This is a genomic window from Rudanella paleaurantiibacter (genome assembly GCF_009184635.1).
In the GTDB taxonomy this organism is placed as follows: domain Bacteria; phylum Bacteroidota; class Bacteroidia; order Cytophagales; family Spirosomataceae; genus Rudanella; species Rudanella paleaurantiibacter.
Window position 1 is genome coordinate 180,914 of record NZ_WELI01000009.1, and the last position, 17,713, is coordinate 198,626.

General features: G+C 55.8%; 18 protein-coding genes and 1 tRNA gene. 2 read left to right on the top strand and 17 right to left on the bottom strand.

All coding sequences use genetic code 11. The features are described from left to right. Positions 1–126: 126 nt before the first annotated feature. Positions 127–211: transfer RNA gene (locus F5984_RS19780), tRNA-Ser, on the top strand. 281 nt (positions 212–492) lie between these two features. After that, a complete protein-coding gene (locus tag F5984_RS19785; protein WP_185155583.1) occupies positions 493–1,743 on the top strand; it encodes a site-specific integrase in 1,251 nt (416 codons plus the stop codon). On the opposite strand, the gene F5984_RS19790 is transcribed toward F5984_RS19785, so the two are convergent. The 17 genes from F5984_RS19790 to F5984_RS19870 form a co-directional block, all read right to left on the bottom strand. Then, complete coding sequence (locus F5984_RS19790) at positions 1,740–1,958, bottom strand: hypothetical protein (RefSeq protein ID WP_152125948.1); 219 nt, start codon at positions 1,956–1,958, stop codon at positions 1,740–1,742. The two genes, F5984_RS19785 and F5984_RS19790, sit on opposite strands and share 4 nt — an antisense overlap. A 348-nt stretch (positions 1,959–2,306) precedes the next feature. Beyond that, positions 2,307–3,797, bottom strand: coding sequence for a hypothetical protein (locus F5984_RS19795; RefSeq protein WP_152125949.1), 1,491 nt, complete (start codon positions 3,795–3,797; stop codon positions 2,307–2,309). Next, on the bottom strand, positions 3,781–4,311 hold the full coding sequence (locus F5984_RS19800) for a hypothetical protein (RefSeq protein ID WP_152125950.1): 531 nt from the start codon (positions 4,309–4,311) through the stop codon (positions 3,781–3,783). Before F5984_RS19800 ends, F5984_RS19795 begins: the two co-directional genes overlap by 17 nt. Positions 4,312–4,331: 20 nt before the next feature. Further along, complete coding sequence (locus tag F5984_RS19805) at positions 4,332–4,763, bottom strand: hypothetical protein (protein ID WP_152125951.1); 432 nt, start codon at positions 4,761–4,763, stop codon at positions 4,332–4,334. A gap of 20 nt (positions 4,764–4,783) precedes the next feature. Beyond that, positions 4,784–5,179: a hypothetical protein gene (locus F5984_RS19810; protein ID WP_152125952.1), complete on the bottom strand. Its 396-nt coding sequence runs from the start codon at positions 5,177–5,179 to the stop codon at positions 4,784–4,786. A 57-nt stretch (positions 5,180–5,236) separates the two neighbouring features. Then, positions 5,237–5,425 (bottom strand): hypothetical protein, encoded by a 189-nt coding sequence (locus tag F5984_RS19815; RefSeq protein WP_152125953.1) that lies wholly within the window; start codon positions 5,423–5,425, stop codon positions 5,237–5,239. 68 nt (positions 5,426–5,493) lie between these two features. Continuing rightward, a complete protein-coding gene (locus tag F5984_RS19820; protein WP_152125954.1) occupies positions 5,494–6,231 on the bottom strand; it encodes a hypothetical protein in 738 nt (245 codons plus the stop codon). Positions 6,232–6,309: 78 nt separating this feature from the next. After that, the gene (locus F5984_RS19825; RefSeq protein ID WP_152125955.1) at positions 6,310–7,284 is read right to left on the bottom strand and encodes a hypothetical protein; all 975 of its coding nucleotides are present in this window, start codon (positions 7,282–7,284) and stop codon (positions 6,310–6,312) included. A gap of 87 nt (positions 7,285–7,371) precedes the next feature. Further along, positions 7,372–7,860: a hypothetical protein gene (locus F5984_RS19830; RefSeq protein WP_152125956.1), complete on the bottom strand. Its 489-nt coding sequence runs from the start codon at positions 7,858–7,860 to the stop codon at positions 7,372–7,374. A gap of 6 nt (positions 7,861–7,866) precedes the next feature. Next, complete coding sequence (locus F5984_RS19835; protein ID WP_152125957.1) at positions 7,867–8,709, bottom strand: S49 family peptidase; 843 nt, start codon at positions 8,707–8,709, stop codon at positions 7,867–7,869. 158 nt (positions 8,710–8,867) lie between these two features. Then, positions 8,868–9,245 (bottom strand): DUF1353 domain-containing protein, encoded by a 378-nt coding sequence (locus tag F5984_RS19840; protein WP_152125958.1) that lies wholly within the window; start codon positions 9,243–9,245, stop codon positions 8,868–8,870. 11 nt (positions 9,246–9,256) lie between these two features. Then, positions 9,257–9,706, bottom strand: coding sequence for a hypothetical protein (locus F5984_RS19845; protein ID WP_152125959.1), 450 nt, complete (start codon positions 9,704–9,706; stop codon positions 9,257–9,259). 11 nt (positions 9,707–9,717) lie between these two features. Then, positions 9,718–10,671, bottom strand: coding sequence for a hypothetical protein (locus F5984_RS19850; RefSeq protein WP_152125960.1), 954 nt, complete (start codon positions 10,669–10,671; stop codon positions 9,718–9,720). A gap of 2 nt (positions 10,672–10,673) precedes the next feature. Further along, positions 10,674–11,225 carry a hypothetical protein gene (locus tag F5984_RS19855; protein WP_152125961.1) on the bottom strand — a complete coding sequence of 184 codons (552 nt, stop codon included), beginning with the start codon at positions 11,223–11,225 and terminating at the stop codon, positions 10,674–10,676. Positions 11,226–11,385: 160 nt separating this feature from the next. Next, positions 11,386–11,868 (bottom strand): hypothetical protein, encoded by a 483-nt coding sequence (locus F5984_RS19860; protein WP_152125962.1) that lies wholly within the window; start codon positions 11,866–11,868, stop codon positions 11,386–11,388. Between the two features lie 118 nt (positions 11,869–11,986). Continuing rightward, on the bottom strand, positions 11,987–17,092 hold the full coding sequence (locus F5984_RS19865) for a hypothetical protein (RefSeq protein WP_152125963.1): 5,106 nt from the start codon (positions 17,090–17,092) through the stop codon (positions 11,987–11,989). Further along, the gene (locus tag F5984_RS19870) at positions 17,092–17,679 is read right to left on the bottom strand and encodes a hypothetical protein (RefSeq protein WP_152125964.1); all 588 of its coding nucleotides are present in this window, start codon (positions 17,677–17,679) and stop codon (positions 17,092–17,094) included. The genes F5984_RS19865 and F5984_RS19870 overlap by 1 nt, the downstream gene beginning before the upstream one ends. Positions 17,680–17,713 lie beyond the last annotated feature (34 nt).

A 17,713-nucleotide genomic window follows, 5' to 3' on the forward strand; every position in this document is an offset into this window, starting at 1 on the left:
ACCTCTTTTTAAGGGCTTACAACAGGGCAAAAATACGCTTTTTTACGGGGAAACGTCCCGTTTTTTTCTGGCCTACCTCTTGACAAACCTTAAAAATCGCTATACCTTTGCACCATCAAACCACTTAGAGAGATGGCAGAGTGGTCGATTGCGACGGTCTTGAAAACCGTTGACTGTAACAGGTCCGGGGGTTCGAATCCCTCTCTCTCTACGAAAGCTTCTGACGCTTACCAAGCCTGCTCCCCAAAAGCAGGCTTTTTTTATGTTCTAGCGGCATATTTGCCTCAAGCATAAGGCTTCCTGTTACGCTCCAAAAGGTGGGGTTTGAGGTGGCACCAAATCGCTCACGGTGGCACCAAAAAAAACCTTGAAAGTATTCTTTCATGCGTTCTTTTGTTCACCTGTTCATCCCGTATAATTGCGCCCCGTTTCCCTGATTACACCGTCAGGGAATTGATACCCACAATTATACGTGCAATGCTTAATCGCAGAATGGAAAAGCTTTTCTGGGCTCATGCGTCCAAAAAGAATCCGGATTACATCACCTTGTACTTTAGAATTACCTTGGACGGCTCCCGCGCAGAGTTGGGTTCCACAGGTATCAAAATCCACCACAAACATTGGAATGCCGAAGCACAGCGGGTTACCGCCCGATCGGCCGAAGCCCAGCAGTATAACCACACGCTGGACATCTGGAGGGAAAAAGCCCAGGCCATTTACAATGAGCTACTGCTGAAAAAAGTCCCGTTTACAGCAAACAACATCAAAACCTTGTTTAGGCAGCAAGGTCGTGGCTTCACCTTTCTCTATTGCTTTGAGTTGTATCTGAAACAACTCTCCAGAGATCCCGATATCACGTTTGGCACGTGGAAAACGTATGACGTAGTTCGAAAGAAGATCGAAGCCTATCTGAAGGAAACCAACCAGCTGGAGCTACCGATCGAAAACTTCACTAAAGGCATCTTGGAGAAATACCGCACGTGGATGCGGATCGACCAGCAGCGTGCTCCCAACACCATCCGAAAGCATACAGCCACGATCAAGCAGGTTCACACCTGGGCTTATCTCAATGATTACTCTATGAAGGATTGTTTACAAGGTTATCGAGTGCCCAGCGTCAAAGCAGGAACGCCTATTTCACTGAATACCGAGGAGCTACTCACCCTGCTCACTCATGACTTCAGCAACTTTCCTGTGCTGGGAGAGGTGCGTGATCAGTTCCTTATCTCGTGCTTTTCAGGCCTGGCTTACGCTGACCTGAAAACACTACGGTCTGAACACCTTGTAATCCGGAGCGTGCAAACTCACGAAGATGAAGTGCCATCCAACCTGACCTGGCTGCTGAAGGATCGCATCAAAACCGACATCACGGCCAGACAGCCACTCCATCCTGTGGTTCGAATGATACTCGACAAGTACGAGGGTAGACCTGAGGAAATGCACGTCAGGCCCAACCAAAAGACCAACCTGTACCTGAAATTGATCGCGATGCACTGCGGCATCAATAAGCCGCTTACCACCCATGTAGGGCGTAAAACATTCGCCAACTTGTGCCTAAATGGAGGGCTGTATTCAGATGCCTTTGCGGTTGTTTGTCCAGCTGTCGGCCAATTCAAGAACACTAAATTTTCTACCGAGTCGACTATAGCGATGATGGGTAGAACTTCGGCCAAAGGATTGGAGGTTTACGCAACTCCAGGCGAACAAAGCATTATGCTTGAGCTAAAAACACGCCAGGCTTAATCCGCCTTCAATCCAAGTGCCTTACCAACCGCTTCGACATTCCGTTCAACCAGACACATCTCCCGAAGCGCGCTCAGCTCCGCTCTTGACCAGTTCGGCTTCTCGTCGATCTGGTCAAGAAAGCAGAGAACAGAAGCATGTAAGCCTTGTGCCGACATCCGAATCTCTTGCTGCTGCAGAGCCAGGTTCTCGAGCTGATTGATGATTTCGTTCATATCCATAATTTCCTAAAATTGACTATCAAATTAAAGCCTATCTGTATAGGGTTCAAAAAAATGCTCAGGTTTGTAGAAGTAATTTCGGCTCTATTTTACTGATAATCACATTATTTTAACCTCACTAAAAAAAGTTGCACCCTTTTTCGTTACATATCCCCAATAAAACCCTACAAAACAGACAATTACAAAACGATACACTGCTTTTTTTCGCATTTTTCAGTGAGTTAACCCCGCCCTTTGGCATTTTGGAAATTTCCAAAAATGAAAATACCGAATAGATGAAAGGCAGGGAACTCCCCTGCCTTTTCCAACACCAACCTATTTAAAAATCCCAGCACCTGTTACCTACTCGCCCCAGTCAATCTCGAAGTCGTCATTGGCCCTAGCCATGCCAGTACGCAATCGACGAATGATGTAGTAGTCGACCGTATCAGAAAGGTGGGTCGCCCGCTCCTGATCCACGTCTTCCTTCTCGCTGCCCTTATCCTTCTCATAGTTGGTTTCGATGGGGCTATTCTCGATCGAGATGACGGTTGCCTTGGCCTTAACCCCATCTACCCTTAGCTTGAACATCCCTTCGTCCTTCTCCCCTAACACCCTGTTGATGTCTAAGTGCTTGTCCTTGTGTGGTGGGTTGAAGTTGAGTGGAGCGGTCACTACATCCCAGCCCTCCTTCTCCAGTACGTCAGCTACCTGCTCATACATGCTCTTGTCAGAGCCTGCGCTTTTGTTCTTACCGTTACGGTCACCCGTTAAAATGATGCGCTTTTTACGATGCCCCGAAAAACGGTCGACTATAGCAAAGCCCAGCGATTCCGCCATGGTGTCGCCTTTTTCGGCCTCCTTCACATAGACGTTATCCACCAGCCGTGCCCAGGTATCATCTTCCTGGAACATGGTCGCAGAGGTGAAGTGAGCATTGAAGTCACAGCTGGCTACCAGGTAGTGATTAGGGTTATAGAATGGCTCCCCATACAGCTGCAGGATCTCGTCATCGTCGTGGTCTTCCAGTACGTGCAGCTCCCTGCTCCAGGCTGGGTAGAACGTCTTCGGTAATTTGGAGATCCGCTTTCCATCGACTTCCACCTCGAACTCCATTTTGGTGAGCACTTTTTTGAGGCCGTCGATATAATCGAGTGGTAAAAACGCCTGGTTATCCCGAGTCCGCACTTCCATGTAGAAGTAGTTTTTCGGGTCTTTCCGGGAAAGCTCCTCGATTTCATACATCCACTGACCGTCCGGTGTCCAGGGAGGTGACGAAAAAACGGCGAACGTGTGATGTAACGCAGAATCGAACTTGCCCACGTTGGCACGAAGTGTGGGTAAAACGATCTTTAGCCAGGCCTTCTTAAAATTCAGCCCTTCGTCGACCACATACAAATCGTAGTTCGAGCCCCGGTTTTCATCCGAGGCCAACTTGAACGATTCGAACTCGATGCAGAAGCCATTTGGAAAGGTGATACAGTTCTCCCAGTTGTCAGGAGCCTCGTAAGGACGGTCGAAGTGATCTGGCGGTTCCCGCCACAAAACGTAGTCGCCCTGGCAGGTAGTCCAGTTGTACTCATTGCATTGCCACCTGCGCCACCCGGCCTTCAGACCCGATGTCAGCTTCGACTTCGCCTTTTTGATGGTCTTTACCCCAAAGCCGCACTTGGCTCTGGGCAGCTCCTCGCTGGCAATCTTCAGGAAGTCGGCCAGGGTAATCGACTTCCCGCTACCACGACCGCCCACCATGCCCACCATCTTGAAATGTTGGGAGGTAACTGCTTCCAGAAAAATGCCCTGTTTTTCATTGACGAGCAACTCCAGCTCGTCTTCGCTATTGGACGACTTCATGCCCTATTTCCTGAATTGATCGTTGTTCTGCATTGCCCTGAAGGTTCAGGTTTTTCACTTTGATGACCACTTTCTGCGGCTTCTTCGCATGCTCAGAATCGACCACCTTCTGATTGTCGTAGGCACCATCGATTTTTGCTGCTTTGTCGAGCAGCTTCTCAAAAGCTCCGTAATCCCCGCCTGCTTTCGCTTCATAAGCCGCTTTACGGAACGCTTCGGCATACATGTACTTTATGCCGTCTTTGTCACGAGCGGCCCGTAATTCGGCAAAAACGGCGTAAGCCATGGCCAGAATCTCTCGGCCGCGCCGATCTTGAATGTGTCGACCGTTTTTGAGCATCGAGAGCACGTCGCTGTCCGAATAGCCATCGCGTAGCCAGGCACGCACAGCGTCGATTTTCTCATAGGTCTCATGCTGGGTTGGCGTCAGCTCCACCGAGTCGTCGAGCAGGTAACGCTGGTACACACTCAGCTCCTCGGTGATCTTAGCCAGGTACTTGTTGTGCTGTCTCATTCCCGTAAAAGTGTCGATTTTTAGGACTCTTCATTTTTACCGGCCTGGGTGTAGCGCCGGTCGGCCAATTCGGCCTCGTAGGCTTCCCGGAGGCCGATCAACCTATCCAATTCGCTCTGCCATTCGTCCGACTTTTTATGGTCGGGCCGCTCGGCGAGCTTATCGGTGTACTTGCTGATGTTTGTCCGGATGCGCTGCAGCTCCACCTTGATCTCGGCATCGCTCAGGCCTCCAGTGATGTTCGTGGGCTTCGGCTCAGGCATCTTCCGGCGCTGCTGGCCGGTCTCGATCTCGTAGCGCACATCCTTCCACTCCTCCCGGATCGCCAGGATCTCGTCGACGGCTCGTTTCCGGCCCACTACGTCATCGTCGTCGAAATCAGCCAGCGCATTCGACAAAAGAGCGGCCTTACGATGCAGCTCATCAGCCCGCATCATAAGCCGCTCCTTCACAGCCCCTGTTGGGTTGTTTACTACTCGCTTTTTTTTTCAGCCCCTTCGTCGGTAACCTGAGCAGCTTCAGCCGTCGTAGTTTCCTCCGACTTTACGTCCTGATCAGTCTTCACTTCAGGCTTTTCTTCTGCTTCTGCCGCTTTTGCCGGTTGCTTAGGCGCTTCGGCCACTTTCGCCGGTTTCTTGGGCGCTTCGGCGGTTTTCGCTTTAGCGGCTTTCAGAGCCTCCAGGCGCGCTTCAGCTGCGGCAATCTCGTCGTCATCGTCAGATTCAGGAGCTGCCGCGACTGGCGGGTTCATTGCATCATCATAATCACGCTGGGCCTTTTCCAGTGCCGCTTTCGTGTCGTCATTCTGGAATGAGTTGTGATTGAGTTGGGCCAGATCAAGCGCCCCTTTGAGTCGGATGATATCCATAGTAAGTTTGGAAATGCGGCCGGCACTCGGCCTTGGTTTCAGAATTATGTTCGGTAATTACTCAGCTTTGGGCTTTGATACCGGCTTTTCGACCGGCTTCTCCTCGATCACCTGCACGTAAAGGCCAGGGTATTGCGATTCGATCTCTTCAGCCTGCTCAATCGTCAGGTCGGTCGCCCGGATCGTTGTGGTGCCGGTCGAGAAGATCATCGTCGGATCACACAGTAACTTGATTCGCTTTGACATCGTGGTAAAAGAAAGGCTCCCGCCCCATGGGAGCAGGAGCCTGGTTAATCAATCAGTACTCGCAATGCTTAGGCAGCACCGCCCGGAATACCGGCAATGATCACGTTTGCCGCCAGTGGCAGGTAACCGTGCATGTAGCCGTCCTGCTTACTCTTCAGCGTCCACTCCCGGCGATCCGAACCCTTCGCGCCAGTCGTGTGCATTACTTCGAACTGCTGACCGATCGCCACCGTGCCTACTACCACCCGCGTGCCGTCTGCCTGAATCACAACTGCCACAACCTCCTGGTTGAGCAGCTTCTCCACGGCCGCAACCTGTTCTTTGGTGTAACCCGCAATTTTCACCTCAATACTCTGCTCCCAGCTTTGGTAGCCCACAGACCCTTTCATCGACTGGTCGAGCTTGAGCGAGTTGTCGCTTACGTCGACTTCAACGAATGCACCGGCCGGAACAGCAGGTGGGCCAACCTGAGCAGCAGCTAATGTAGGCGGAGCAGTAATCTCGCCGTCCACAACCTGACTCTCCAGTGGCCAGTCGGCAGTAATCTGATCAACCCCGATGAGGAACAATCTACGCCCCCCCCCTGGGTTGGCTACACCCTGCTTCGGGCGCTTGATCGGGCTCAGGGCACCGAAGGCCAATCCCCCTTCGGCCGAAAACAACGAATACCCGGTAACGTACTGTAAGCCGTATGAAACGGCCGGAATCGTGGCAATACCTGCCAGCTCGTTGCCGGTTGCCATGGCAACCAGTGCGCCCATCAATACCAGGGCTAAAGCGGCACTAATTCGAAAGAAACTCTTCATGGTAGCTGTCTGAAAAAAACCTGTTGACTGAACTGATTAAAAGCCCTCCCCATCCGAGGAGGGTGTTGATAGTGCCGCTTAGACCTTATCGTTTAGGAACACCAGATCCGGCGATGCGTAGTCGAAACCGATCGCCACCCGGATACTCAATTCCCAATGCTTCACCTGCTTCACGATGTTGATCGAGTACACGCCAGGCGCTTCGTTCGCAATGAACTTCAGGTTCTCCTTCGGCGTGATCACCATCGTATCCTTACCCACCAGACCCGGATCGATCACAAACGTGATGTTCGATTGCTCGTCGAGCGTCGTCGGCCGGTCGCCAGGCCCAACGTGCTGCGGGTATGCCGTCCGTCGTCCCTTGCAGTAGCGGTCGTAGTTGCGCTGGCTCAGGTAGAAATTGAGCGGCACGTTCAGCATGTCTTCACGAGCCGTAACCAGTGTATCGGCCAGGCCGAGCACCTGATCGTAGCAGTTGGCGTCGGTGATCGTGGCCGCAGCCGTAAACACGTTGGCAGCTTTGATATCGCCACCTACAGCCCGACCAGTCGTGAGCTTCTTAATAAAGCCATCCGCAATGTTCTGGGCACCCACCGGCGTAGTGTTGTACACCCCTTTCCACGCCGTTTTGGTGCGGGCAAACTGGAAGTGAGCCGCAATGATCCGGCGCACAAAGAACAGTTCGAACGGATTCTCGCGCACTTCAGCCTCCGTGCGGGTTGGCTCCATCACCCAGCCCAGGTACGTGCGGTAGGCCTTCTTGATGTCGTCGAAGGTGATCTTTAGATCGATATCACCCTCGGTAAACTCGGCCTTCCGCGAGCGTACCTCCATCGCCTTGCGGCCGTCAAACGTGTCGCTGGCTGCTTTGAACGCATCGACGAACTCGGCCGATACCAGCAGACCCTTGTCTCGGATGATCTCGGTCGAGAAGTCATTCCGCAGAGCGGCCACACCATCCATCACTGAGTTGATGATCACGATGTTGCCACCCATGTCTTCAACCGTCCGCATCAGGTCGGTACCGAAGTTTGAGAAATCAATTGTTTCCACTTGTAAGAAAATTTAGCTGTCTGAAATTTTGAATTTGGGGCAAGCCTGGTCGGTAGCTTAGTCGTAGCCTGGTCGCGACTTAGTCGCTTAGGCCCGGCGCTTGCGGAACTGCTCGAGCGCAGAGCTCGTCGCGGCCGACAAGGCTGGCTCGTCGCCAGCTGCCGTGTTGCGGGTTGTTGCGTCCGCTGCAGGCAGTTTGGTGCCCGCTTTGGCCTGCTTATCGTACCAGGCTTTGTACTGGTCGCGCTCGCTCTGCAGGGTCTTCACCTGATTCTCCAGGGCCGTCACCTTTTGCTCGGCCGTCGTGGCCCGCGTCGTCATAGCTGCCAGATCGGTTGCGCCAGGAGCCTCCGTGCCCTCCGGTGCTACTACAGCGGCCACAGAGCCGACAGTCGTTGTTTCGGCGGCTGTTACCGTCTCGGTCGTTTCGCCCAGGGTGTTCAGCTGCTGGTGAATCACGGCCGCTTCCTGCTCCGCCTTGTTCACCTCGTCCTGGCTGGCGTTCTCCAGAAAATGCTTTGCCATCGTCGGGAACATCCTGGCCAGGAAGCTGCCCGTCACTGTGTTTTTTGCCATTGTGTATTATGAAAGTTGAATTACTCGCTTGTAAGCCGCGTTCATGTCGCCCACTCGGTCGACCATGCCCAGGCGCTTGGCTTTGTCGTAGCCGTACAGCTTGCCCGTATAGATCTCGTCGGAGGTGAGCTTGGCACCCCGGCCGGTACGTACTGCGGCCTTAAACTGCTTGTTGCAGGCATCGAGCAACGCCTGCACTTCGGCCTCGGTCTCGGCATCGAGCGGCTCCAGGCCGTTCATCTTCGCCTTATCCACGCTGCCGGTCGAGCGGAAGATCTTCCAGTCGATGCCCGCTTCCTCGTACATCCGGGCATAGTTGTAGTAGAAGCTAATCGTCCCGATCGAGCCGACTGCTGCCACCGGCCCCTGCCGCATGATGATCTCGTTGCACTGGCTGGCGATGTAGTAGCCCGCACTGGCGCAGAAGTTGGCCAGGGCCACAATGGGCTTCTTGGTCTGAAACTGCTGCACTGCTGCCGCAAACTCGTCGAGGCTGTCCACGGTGCCCCCGCCTGTGTTGAAGTCGAAGATCACGCCCTTTTTGGCTGGATTCTCGGCGATCGAGGCCAGCAGCGACATCATAAAGGTGTTGCTGAAGTAGTTATCCCACGTCCAGCCCCGCGCCATGGTACCAACCACCGGGATCACCACCACATCCTTATCCGGCCCAATACTCAGCAGGTCGGCATAATACGCTTCATAGCTGAAGCCCGAAGCCGCCTGTACCTGGTCTGATACGGGTGGGCAACCCTGCAAAACCGGCTTCATACCACCCGCCCGCAGCGCCTGCAGTATAGCGTTTTGGTACTGTGGCGAAATGGCCCATAAACCGTGAAAATCCGAAAACATGGTCTGTCTGAGTAGTTGACGCTACGAAAATCAGCCCACATCTCAGCCCCTAAAAGGACTACAAAAAAACCCGGCTTCAATTCGGAGCCGGGTTTCGTACCCACCATAACTTAACTTGTATCGCACCGCAGCTGCGGATAGTCGGCGAACCGCTTAACCTAATCTCTCCACCACCGCCCACCGAACAACCGGCAGGCCGCATACATACACCAATTGCGGAACCACTTCTTCGGCTCTACCGCCTGCAGCCGTTCATAAAACTCCCGATCGGCAAAGTACCGGGCTCGCGTTTCGCCCAGCTCGGCCTCGAACAGCCGATGGTCGTACCAATAGTCGTGCAGCATGCAGGCCCGGTTGTGCCGCCCAATCGGCGGAAAAAATGACCAGGTAACTTCGGGCGCACTGGCAAAATCAGTCACGTATCCGGCCGGAACCTGAATCGGCCCCACGATCGTGAAGTAGTTTATAGGTTTCACCAACCGCCAGCGGTCGCCCTTGGGGTCGTCTTCCAGGTATTGAACAACAATTGGCTCCATGTTACCACCGGTTACAATTGTCCGCGAGCGTCCATGGTCGCGATCTCACTCGCCAGCAGCGCGTACAGGATCTGCGCGAATGGCGTGTTATCATCGATCACCATCCGCTGCCGCAGCTGACCTATCGTAATCGCCTGGAAGTAGTCCACCTGCGAGATTGCACCCTCCGTGCCTTTGGGCACAATCTGGCCCGTAGCCGGAATGATGTAGGCATCGCGGGTTTCGCGAGTTACGATCCGGTCTCGGTACCGATCCTGAAGGGCTCCCCGCTGCTCGGCCCCGATCGTCGCATCGGCCGCAATCAACTCCAGCATCGGCACACCGGCCTCGTTGACATAGCTGATGCACACCTGCTGCACCATGTTGAGGTCTTTCATGACCACGAAGTTTTCCAAACGAGCGGCACGCTTGAAGCCCGTAAACGGCTCTGGCGAGATAGCAATCTGAATAGGGTTTTCCATTATGGAATGGTTTAAGTAGCAGATAATAAGATAGACTTGCGTGTGCCGCCATCATTGGCCCATAGCCTTAGCTCGCCCGATGAGGAGTCCTTATAGATAACCGCTTTATTAAGGCCGATCTCGGCCGATGTAGGCCAGCCAGCCTTGGTGCGCCAGCCTTGGGAGATAGATCCCTCTACCTGCAGGCGGTCAGTATTGTTGTTGGTACTGGTACCCATCAGGATAGCTCCAGTACCGACGATCCGCATCAATTCAGCCGAGGTGGCTGGTGAGGAGCCGCACATGAACACGTGCGCGTCCACCGTGGTCGGCACCTGATACACCATCTGGCTGCTGATCATACCTATTCCGAAGAACTGGTGGTCGTTGTCCGCAGCCTGGTAAAACACGAGTTTACGCTTGGCCTGCGTGCCTATCGTCCGAATCACGGCCGTCAGGCCATTCACGTGCACGTCGCCAACGTAGGTAGTCACGTAGTCTCGAAACTTCAGCTTATTGTCGGTATCAACGCCCAGGTACTGGATCACCTGCCCCGGCCGGTGAAACGCCATGTAGGTCGGCCCGCCATTACTGCCATTGATCAGGAGTCCCTCATAAGCAGCTGGATCGAGCGCACTCATGGCATTACCGTTCGGGGTAAATGTGTTGGCAATGGTGCGCCCCCACGAGTTCAGCGCCCCACGAATACTGGCTCCTCCTTCAGCCTGGAGCTTCGCGCCAGTACCATCGTCGGTAGCCCGCCCGAAAATCGTAGTGCCAGTTCGGTAGGCTGCGTCGGTGTTGGCCCCGGCCACGCCCCCGCCCACCTTGAACCAGGTGCCGAGGTTAGTATTCACGGCCAGCGTTACCCAATCCACCACGAGCTTCAGCAGTGTGCGCACCACACCGGCTTTATTGTCACGTTGGGTATTGTCAGGCAGGTTAGAGTCGATTAGCCCCTTTATTTCGGTAGGATCTGCGGCCATGTCTATGAGTCGAATGAAAGATCGAATGAATAATCAAATGCAGCGTCGGGGAAGAGCGCAGCCGGGTCGGCTGTCTCAAGTGGCAAAAACGGCAGGTCGTTTCGCCCCGCCAGGGAGAGTCGTAACGTCGAGGTCGAGGTCGTCAGCCCCATCCGCAGGCCATTGCCCGGCACACCGGCCAGCCAGGCCTGCGCATTGTAGTCACGGAAGATCACCAGCCACCGCTCGTGCCGCTGCTCATACAGATACCGTAGCAGCGGCTCGCCTGGTTTGGGTAGTGTGAGCTCAATACGTGATTCGTACACCACCCCGGCCCGGTTGCCGGTCGTGGCCGATACCTCGGCCGTTGCCGATCGGGTTGGTGGTACCAGGTGCGTCAGCAGTGCCCCCACGTTTACCACCAATGCCGATGATGGTACCGTGAGTGGTATGCCGGGTGTCGGCTTCATGAGCAGCTCCAGCACGTCACGTTCACGCAGTAGCCACAGCTCCCGCACAAAGCCAGAGTTGGCATCACCTGCCCGAAACCGATACTGCTGCTGCGTCACCGTCATACGTCAAAAGTAGGCCGCTTGGCCCCCGCGCAAAAGGACGTAAATACGGCCCCTACAAACACAGAAAACCGCGCCAGCCGAACGCCAACGCGGTTTTTAGAGCCAAACAGCCCGGACTTTTTACGCACAGCCCGGACATTTCGGGTAAAAGCCGGACTTTTTACGCAAAAGCCGGACTTTTTACGCAGATATTTTTTTCGTTTTCCCGCCCATTTCGGGCCAGGTAGTCGCGGTAGATTTTCCGGATCGTCTCGAAATCCACATCCACATCCGGCTCGATGCCGTACCGCTCCAGAAACTGCCGGATGTACGGCCCGTAGTTGCCGCCCGCCATCTCATGCACCTTGCGCACTTCGCAGATCAACGAGCGCCGGAAGATCTCCTCCAGCTGGTTGCCCAGTGCGTGCATTTTGTCGGGTGGTACCTCGAAGGATTTCTCCCTACAGTAGTAGCTTATCGAGATCGTGTTGCCGCCCGCCCGAACCGGTGCGATCGGGAACGGATACGACCGGCTCACCAGGTGTATCAGTTTTCCCAGCTCGCTCCACTTCTCCACGTGTATCTCGCCATTTTGCCCCTTAAACTCCCCTTCCAAAAACTTCTTCAAATACTTCGGCACTTGCAGCGTCAGCCGTTTTTTCATGTGTAGTAGAATGTTTTTTCATGTCACGATTAGGGCGAAGAATCAGGGAAGTGCCGCTCCGGTCTATACGGAGCGGCTTGTGCCCGAAGGTAACGAAAAGTGTAAAGATGCACAATCGTTATTTCGTCGAACCGAACGTCGAGATGCCCGCAATCAGTGCATCCAACCGCCCGGCCTGGTTGGTGCCGTACACGGCTCCTTCCACACCCTGCACCGCACCCCGTACCTGATACACGGCCCCTTCCACGGCATTGATGCTGCCCTTCAGCGCCCGCACCTCACCGGCCATAGCATCTACGCTCCGGGTGGTGCGCGTTGCCGAGTCGTCGAGAGCACGCTCGGTGCGGTCGCGCAGATCCACCAGCATGTTACTCGTGTCGCGGTTCAGCAGGTCGAGGGCTTGCGTCACATCGATACTCAGCGAGTCGAGTGCTTTGCTCGTGTCGCGGTTGAGTGTCTTCAGCTCCTTCACCACATCGTCGCTCAAGGCATCGAGCGACTTGGTCGTCGCCTTCGACAGATCGTCCAGGCTCTTCGATGTCATCTTGCCCAGAGCCTCCATGCCGCGCAGGCTGTTGGTGCTCGCTTTCTGCACCGCCAGCTCCAGCTGGTCGGCCAATGCCTGGTCGCTCGTCTCGATCCGGTTGCCCAGCCGATCCAGCTCCCGCAGGCTGTCGGTACCCATCCGGTCAAAGCCCTCCACCAGTTTCAGCGTCAGGTTCGTCACGGCGAGCGCATTGGTCAGCCTGGCCGAGTTCACGGCCGACGAGGTTTTTGTCGCATTGGCCTCCAGTGCCCTCGTCAGCTCATCGCTGATCTTCGTCGCACTGGCCCGGATCTCCTCCACCAGTTTCTCCGAGTCGCTGCCCTGCTGGTTGGTGCTCCGCATGAGCGCCAGTGCCAACGATCGCGCCAGCCCGGTCATCGAGTCGGTGATGGTCTGGTCGAGTTTCGCCAGCCCGGTGCTCGTGGTGTCTTCCACCTGCTCCAGTGCCCGCGCCGTGTTCAGCGCCATCAGGGCAATTGCCTGCCGCTGCGACATAAAGCCATCGTTCAGCGCCCGCAGCAAACTCGACTCCAGATTGGCGATCGCCATGCCCGTGTCTGACTGCTTAATGGCGTCGCGGATCTCGCCGAGCAGCTTGAGCTGCTCTTGCCCCTGCTTCTTGGCCTCCTCCCCGGCCGCTTTAGCGTCGGCCATGCCCTCCACGTCGCCCTCACCGCCTGCGCTATAATCGCCCGCACCGCTGGCGTCAAAGCTGGCCGCTTCCTGCTCGGCCGCTGCTTGAGCCGCTTCCTCTTCCGCTTTCTTAGCCGCTTTTTTCGCTTTGGAGCCAAACAAATACATCTGCCCGTAAGCGAGTGGCTCCAGCAGTCCGCCTGCCTGAAATGCTCGTCGGCCGGCCGCGTCCCGGTAAACCGGCTGACGGCTGCGGCCTGGCGTCCGGGCGTTGGAAAACATCCGGCTGATGATGGGCCAGTTGGCCTGCGTCTGCTCCTTGCTGATGATGGCCTCGTCGCCCTCCATCTCGCCCACTTCCTGCCCGCTGTCGCGCCGGATCAGGGCAATGCCCCCTTTCCCGTAGCTGCTGCCGTGCGCTGGCCCTTGCGCCAGAAAACCGCCCTGTTTGAAGGCCGGTGCTGGCTGGCGTTTAATCATCGCTACCTGCACCCCGGTCATGACGGCCGTTGCCGCAGCAAACACGATGTTGAGCGGAAACGGCCCCGAGGCCAGCGCCTTCAGCGTAGCCAGGGCACCGGCAATAAGTGCGCTGGCGATATCGGCCTTCTTCTGGGCTTCCCACGCTTTCCGCTTGGCATCCGCTTCCTTCTGCTTGGCTTTCGCATTCTCCGATTCGATCGACCGGTTCAGCTCCTTCTGGTTCTGGATACGAGCCTGCTTCTCGGCTTCTACCTTCTTCAGCTTTTCGCGCTTCTCGCGCTCGGCTTCGTCGATCTTCTTTTCGGCCTCTTCCTTCGCCAGCCGGATCTTCTCCTGAGCATCCTTTTTGGCATTGGCGAGTATCTCCTTAGCCGCTTTCTCGTCGCCTTTCTGGATCGCTTCGATCGCCTTCAGTTCGGCTTCCTGCTGGTCTTTCGCCAGCTCGATCTTTGTCTTCGCGGTATCCTTAGCCAGGTCGGTTTGAGCCTTGGCGGTATCCTTCGCCTGGTCGATCTTGAGTTGAGCCTCATCCTGGGCCATCTTCTTCTCCTTCTCGAACCGATCCTGCGCTTCGGCCAGCATCTTCTTACGGGTTTCGGAGTCGACGTCCGTCCGCTTCTTGATGGCCTCAATCTCAGCATCGCGAGCCGCTTCGGCCGCATCAATCTTGCCGTCTTTCTCGTTCTGAGCGGCTTTGATAGCGGCTTTTTCCGCTTTCTGAGCCGCTTCTATGCTTTGCTTGGCTTCCAGCTCGGCCGCGTCGATCGCTTCCTGAGCGGCCTGTTTGGCGGCTTCCTTCTTACCCTCGGCGTTCTCCTTATAGCCAGCAAGCTGCTCGTTCAGCTTCGCTTTCTCTTCCGAGCTGCTCAGTTGCCGGTACTGCTGCTCCAGGCTGGAGATGTTCGATTCCGCTGCCGACTTGATCGCCTGGATCTTGTCGTTGCTTTCCTGCGTCACCCGTTGCTTCTCGGCTTCGGCCGCATCCTGAGCGGCTTTCTCGGCCGCGAGCCGATCGTTCAGCAGCGCCACTTTCTCGTCGCGCTCTTTGCGGGCTGCGGCAATGGCCCGCTCGGCTTTCTGCTGCTCCAGCTGGTTGAGGAACTGCACCGCTGCGGTCGCCATTTGGGCCACGGCCGCGTACTTCTCCTGGTTCTCGCCGAGTCGCTTTTGCCAGGCCTGCTGCTCACCCTGCACAATCTTGCTCGCATACTCCGTAAAGGCACTCAGGTCGCCCTTCAGCAACGCCGAGAACGCATTGCCCGCATTGCTCCAGGCAGCTTTCTTCTTTTCCTGCAGATCCCGGTTGATCTTATCAACCTCGTCGGCATGCTTCTTCTCCTGCACCAGCCGCTCATTATGGTACCGCGCTTCGATGGCCGTTATGGCCCGGTCGAGCTGTTCCTGGTCGGCAATCTCCCGTCTGGCCTTCGCTACCTCCGCAGCCTCCTCCGCCTTTAGCCGGGAGAGGGTCAGCTCGTACTGTTTGTCCGACCGCTCCTTGTGTACCTGGGCGAGCTTGGTCGCGTTGTTTTTGGCCATCATTTCGCGCCAGTCGAACAGGGCGTTCTCGGCCTGCTGCTCCTGGGCAATGATGTTCTTTTCAACCTCCAGCCGTTTCTGGGCTACCTCCTCATCCTTCTTCTTTTTCTTCTCGGCAAACTCGGCATGAACCCTGGCAATGTCCTCCTGTAGCTTCTTATCGAGGTTGGCAATTTGCTGGTCTTTGATCTTCTGATCCTGAATGCCGCGCCCGATCTCCTCGGCATCGAGGTCGCGCTTGGCCATGAGTTTGGCAAACTCACGCTGCATCTCGTCTTTGATGCTGGCGATGTGGGCATCGGCTTCGAGTTTAGCAAGATCCTCCAGCGCCTTCTGGTTGGCTTTCTGTACCTCGTCGAGGTGCTTTTGGTGGTCTTTTTCCTCCTTCTTCCGCTGCTTCTCGGCCTCTTTGGCGCGTTTGTCGGCGGCTTTCTTCTGCTCCTCGGTCATGCCCTCCTGCCGCTTTTTCTCGGTGTCCTTGGCGGCAAAGACAGCCTCAACGGCGGTCTTGTTCGGCGTGTCGACCATGGCTTCCTGCCATCCCTTTTTCATCTTATCGAAGTTAGCCTTGGCGGCATCGCCCACGCTACCAAACGCTTTCTTCGACTGTTCAAAGCTGCTTACAGCTCCCCCAAAATCACCCGCCAGAACCTTCACCAGTGCCTTACCGGCGTAGATCACCCCGGTCATGATCTGGTAAAACTCCATCATGGCCGAAATGCCTATCTGGATTGGTACCAGCAATGCACGCAGTACCAACCCGATACCCTTCATGGCCAGCCCCAGCGCATTGCTCCCCGATATCGTCTGCGGGAACACCGACCGGATCATGCTCAAGAATGAACTCACCAGGCCGCCAACGGCATCAAACAGATCGTCGAACACGGCAATCACCGGATCGGAGGCCTCTACGATCTTGCCCAGCCACTGGGTTGCCATGCCAAACACACTCAGGGTGCCCACAAATACCGGCCGCAGTTTGTCGCCCACAGCCACTTTCAGGCTGTCAAATGAATCGCCCACGTTGCTAAGTTGCCCCTCCAGCGTCTTCATCATTTCGGCGTTCTGCCCGGCCACGCCCTTCATCTCGCCAAACTTCGTCAGTGCGCCCTGGATAGCCTCCGGTGTGTTCTTTACCACCTGGTTCATGCCCTTAAACGAAAGGGTTACCTGGTCGCCTGATTTGCTGGCTCTGATACCGAACTCCTTCAGTCGTTCAAACTCGCCGGTCTGCGCATCGAGCGCAGCCTCCACCAGCTCGTCGAACTTCTTGCCCTGACTCGCAGCCAGGTCGGCCATGGCCATCATCTCCTTCTGGCTCGGCTTCATCCCTCGGTTGACGAGCTTGACGTAACCATCCGTCAGCTCATCCACGGAGAAGGCAGTACTTGCAGCCATTTTCTTGATGGCCTCCATGCTTTGCTTGGCGGCTTTCTCGCTGCCCAGCGCATTGGTCAAGACCTTCTCGTACCGCTCAAATTTGCCAGTGGTCTCGAAAATAGCCCGCCCGATCCCGATGATGTAGCCCACGATCTCCAGGGCGAAGAATGCGGCAAACGCCTTCGACATAATGCCGATCCCGTTGCCGATCCGCTGCCATCGCGTTGGTTCGCCCATGGCCGTGCTCTCTTTGTTGATGGCCTTCACCTGCTTATCAACATCCGACAGCCGCGCCTTTGCCTCGTTGAGTCGATTGGTCGCTTTTACGAAATCTTCCGTGCCTGGTACCAAACCCTTCAGGTCGCGGTTGAGCTGCTTCACCAGCGTGCTCAACTGGCCATAGGTCAGCTTCGAGAGGTCAACCTCCTTGCGGGTTTTGCCCAGCTCGGTATTCACACCGGCCAGCTCGGCCTTGTACTTTTTCCACTCCTCCGACCCCTTGCCGGTACCAGTCGTTTCGATTTCCTTCAGGGTCTGCTTTAGCGACTTCGCTTTGGTCTCCAGCTGGGTGATTTCGTTGCTGAAGTCGCGGGTGTTGCCCTTTAGGGTGAGGGTGGCTTCTTCATTAAGATTGATAGCCATTAGCTTTCAGAAAAAAGGAGTTTAAAGCCTCGTACAGCCGTCAGGTTGGCGGCATCGAATAAGTCGCGGAAGAGGTACGGCAATACGTCCTGCAGCAGCGGGTCAGAGTAAATACCCCGGTAGCCCCGCTTCACGTTGGGGTTGCGCGCCCGGTTCATCTTAATACCCCAGGCAATGCGCTCGATCGTGGCCGTTTCGCTCGCAGGCCGAATCAGGTTCTTCGTTGGGTAGCCTGGCACGATCGGGAACTTGTTCACGCCGGTCAGCTCCACAAAGCGTTCCATTGCTGCCAGTGGTGGGGTTCGCGGGTAGTTCAGATCCCGCATGTCGGAAATCCGTACCAGCGCCGACATGCGCAGCCTGGCCTGCACAAAACCGTCGCCCTCCTCGGCCGCGAAGGTTCGAAACGAACTGAGCATTTCGGAGGTCAGTACCAGCCCGGCCTCGGCAATGCGGGACTTGAAGAGTTCTTCTGCCTTGAGTATGTAGCCGTCGAGCACCTTAGCGGCATCGCGGTTGGTCGAGAGCCAGATCGCCCGCGCATCGCCCCGAACGCCCCCGCTGTAGCTACTGTTAGTTTTTGCCATGCTACGAACCTAACAGGCCGATTCAGGGCAAGGA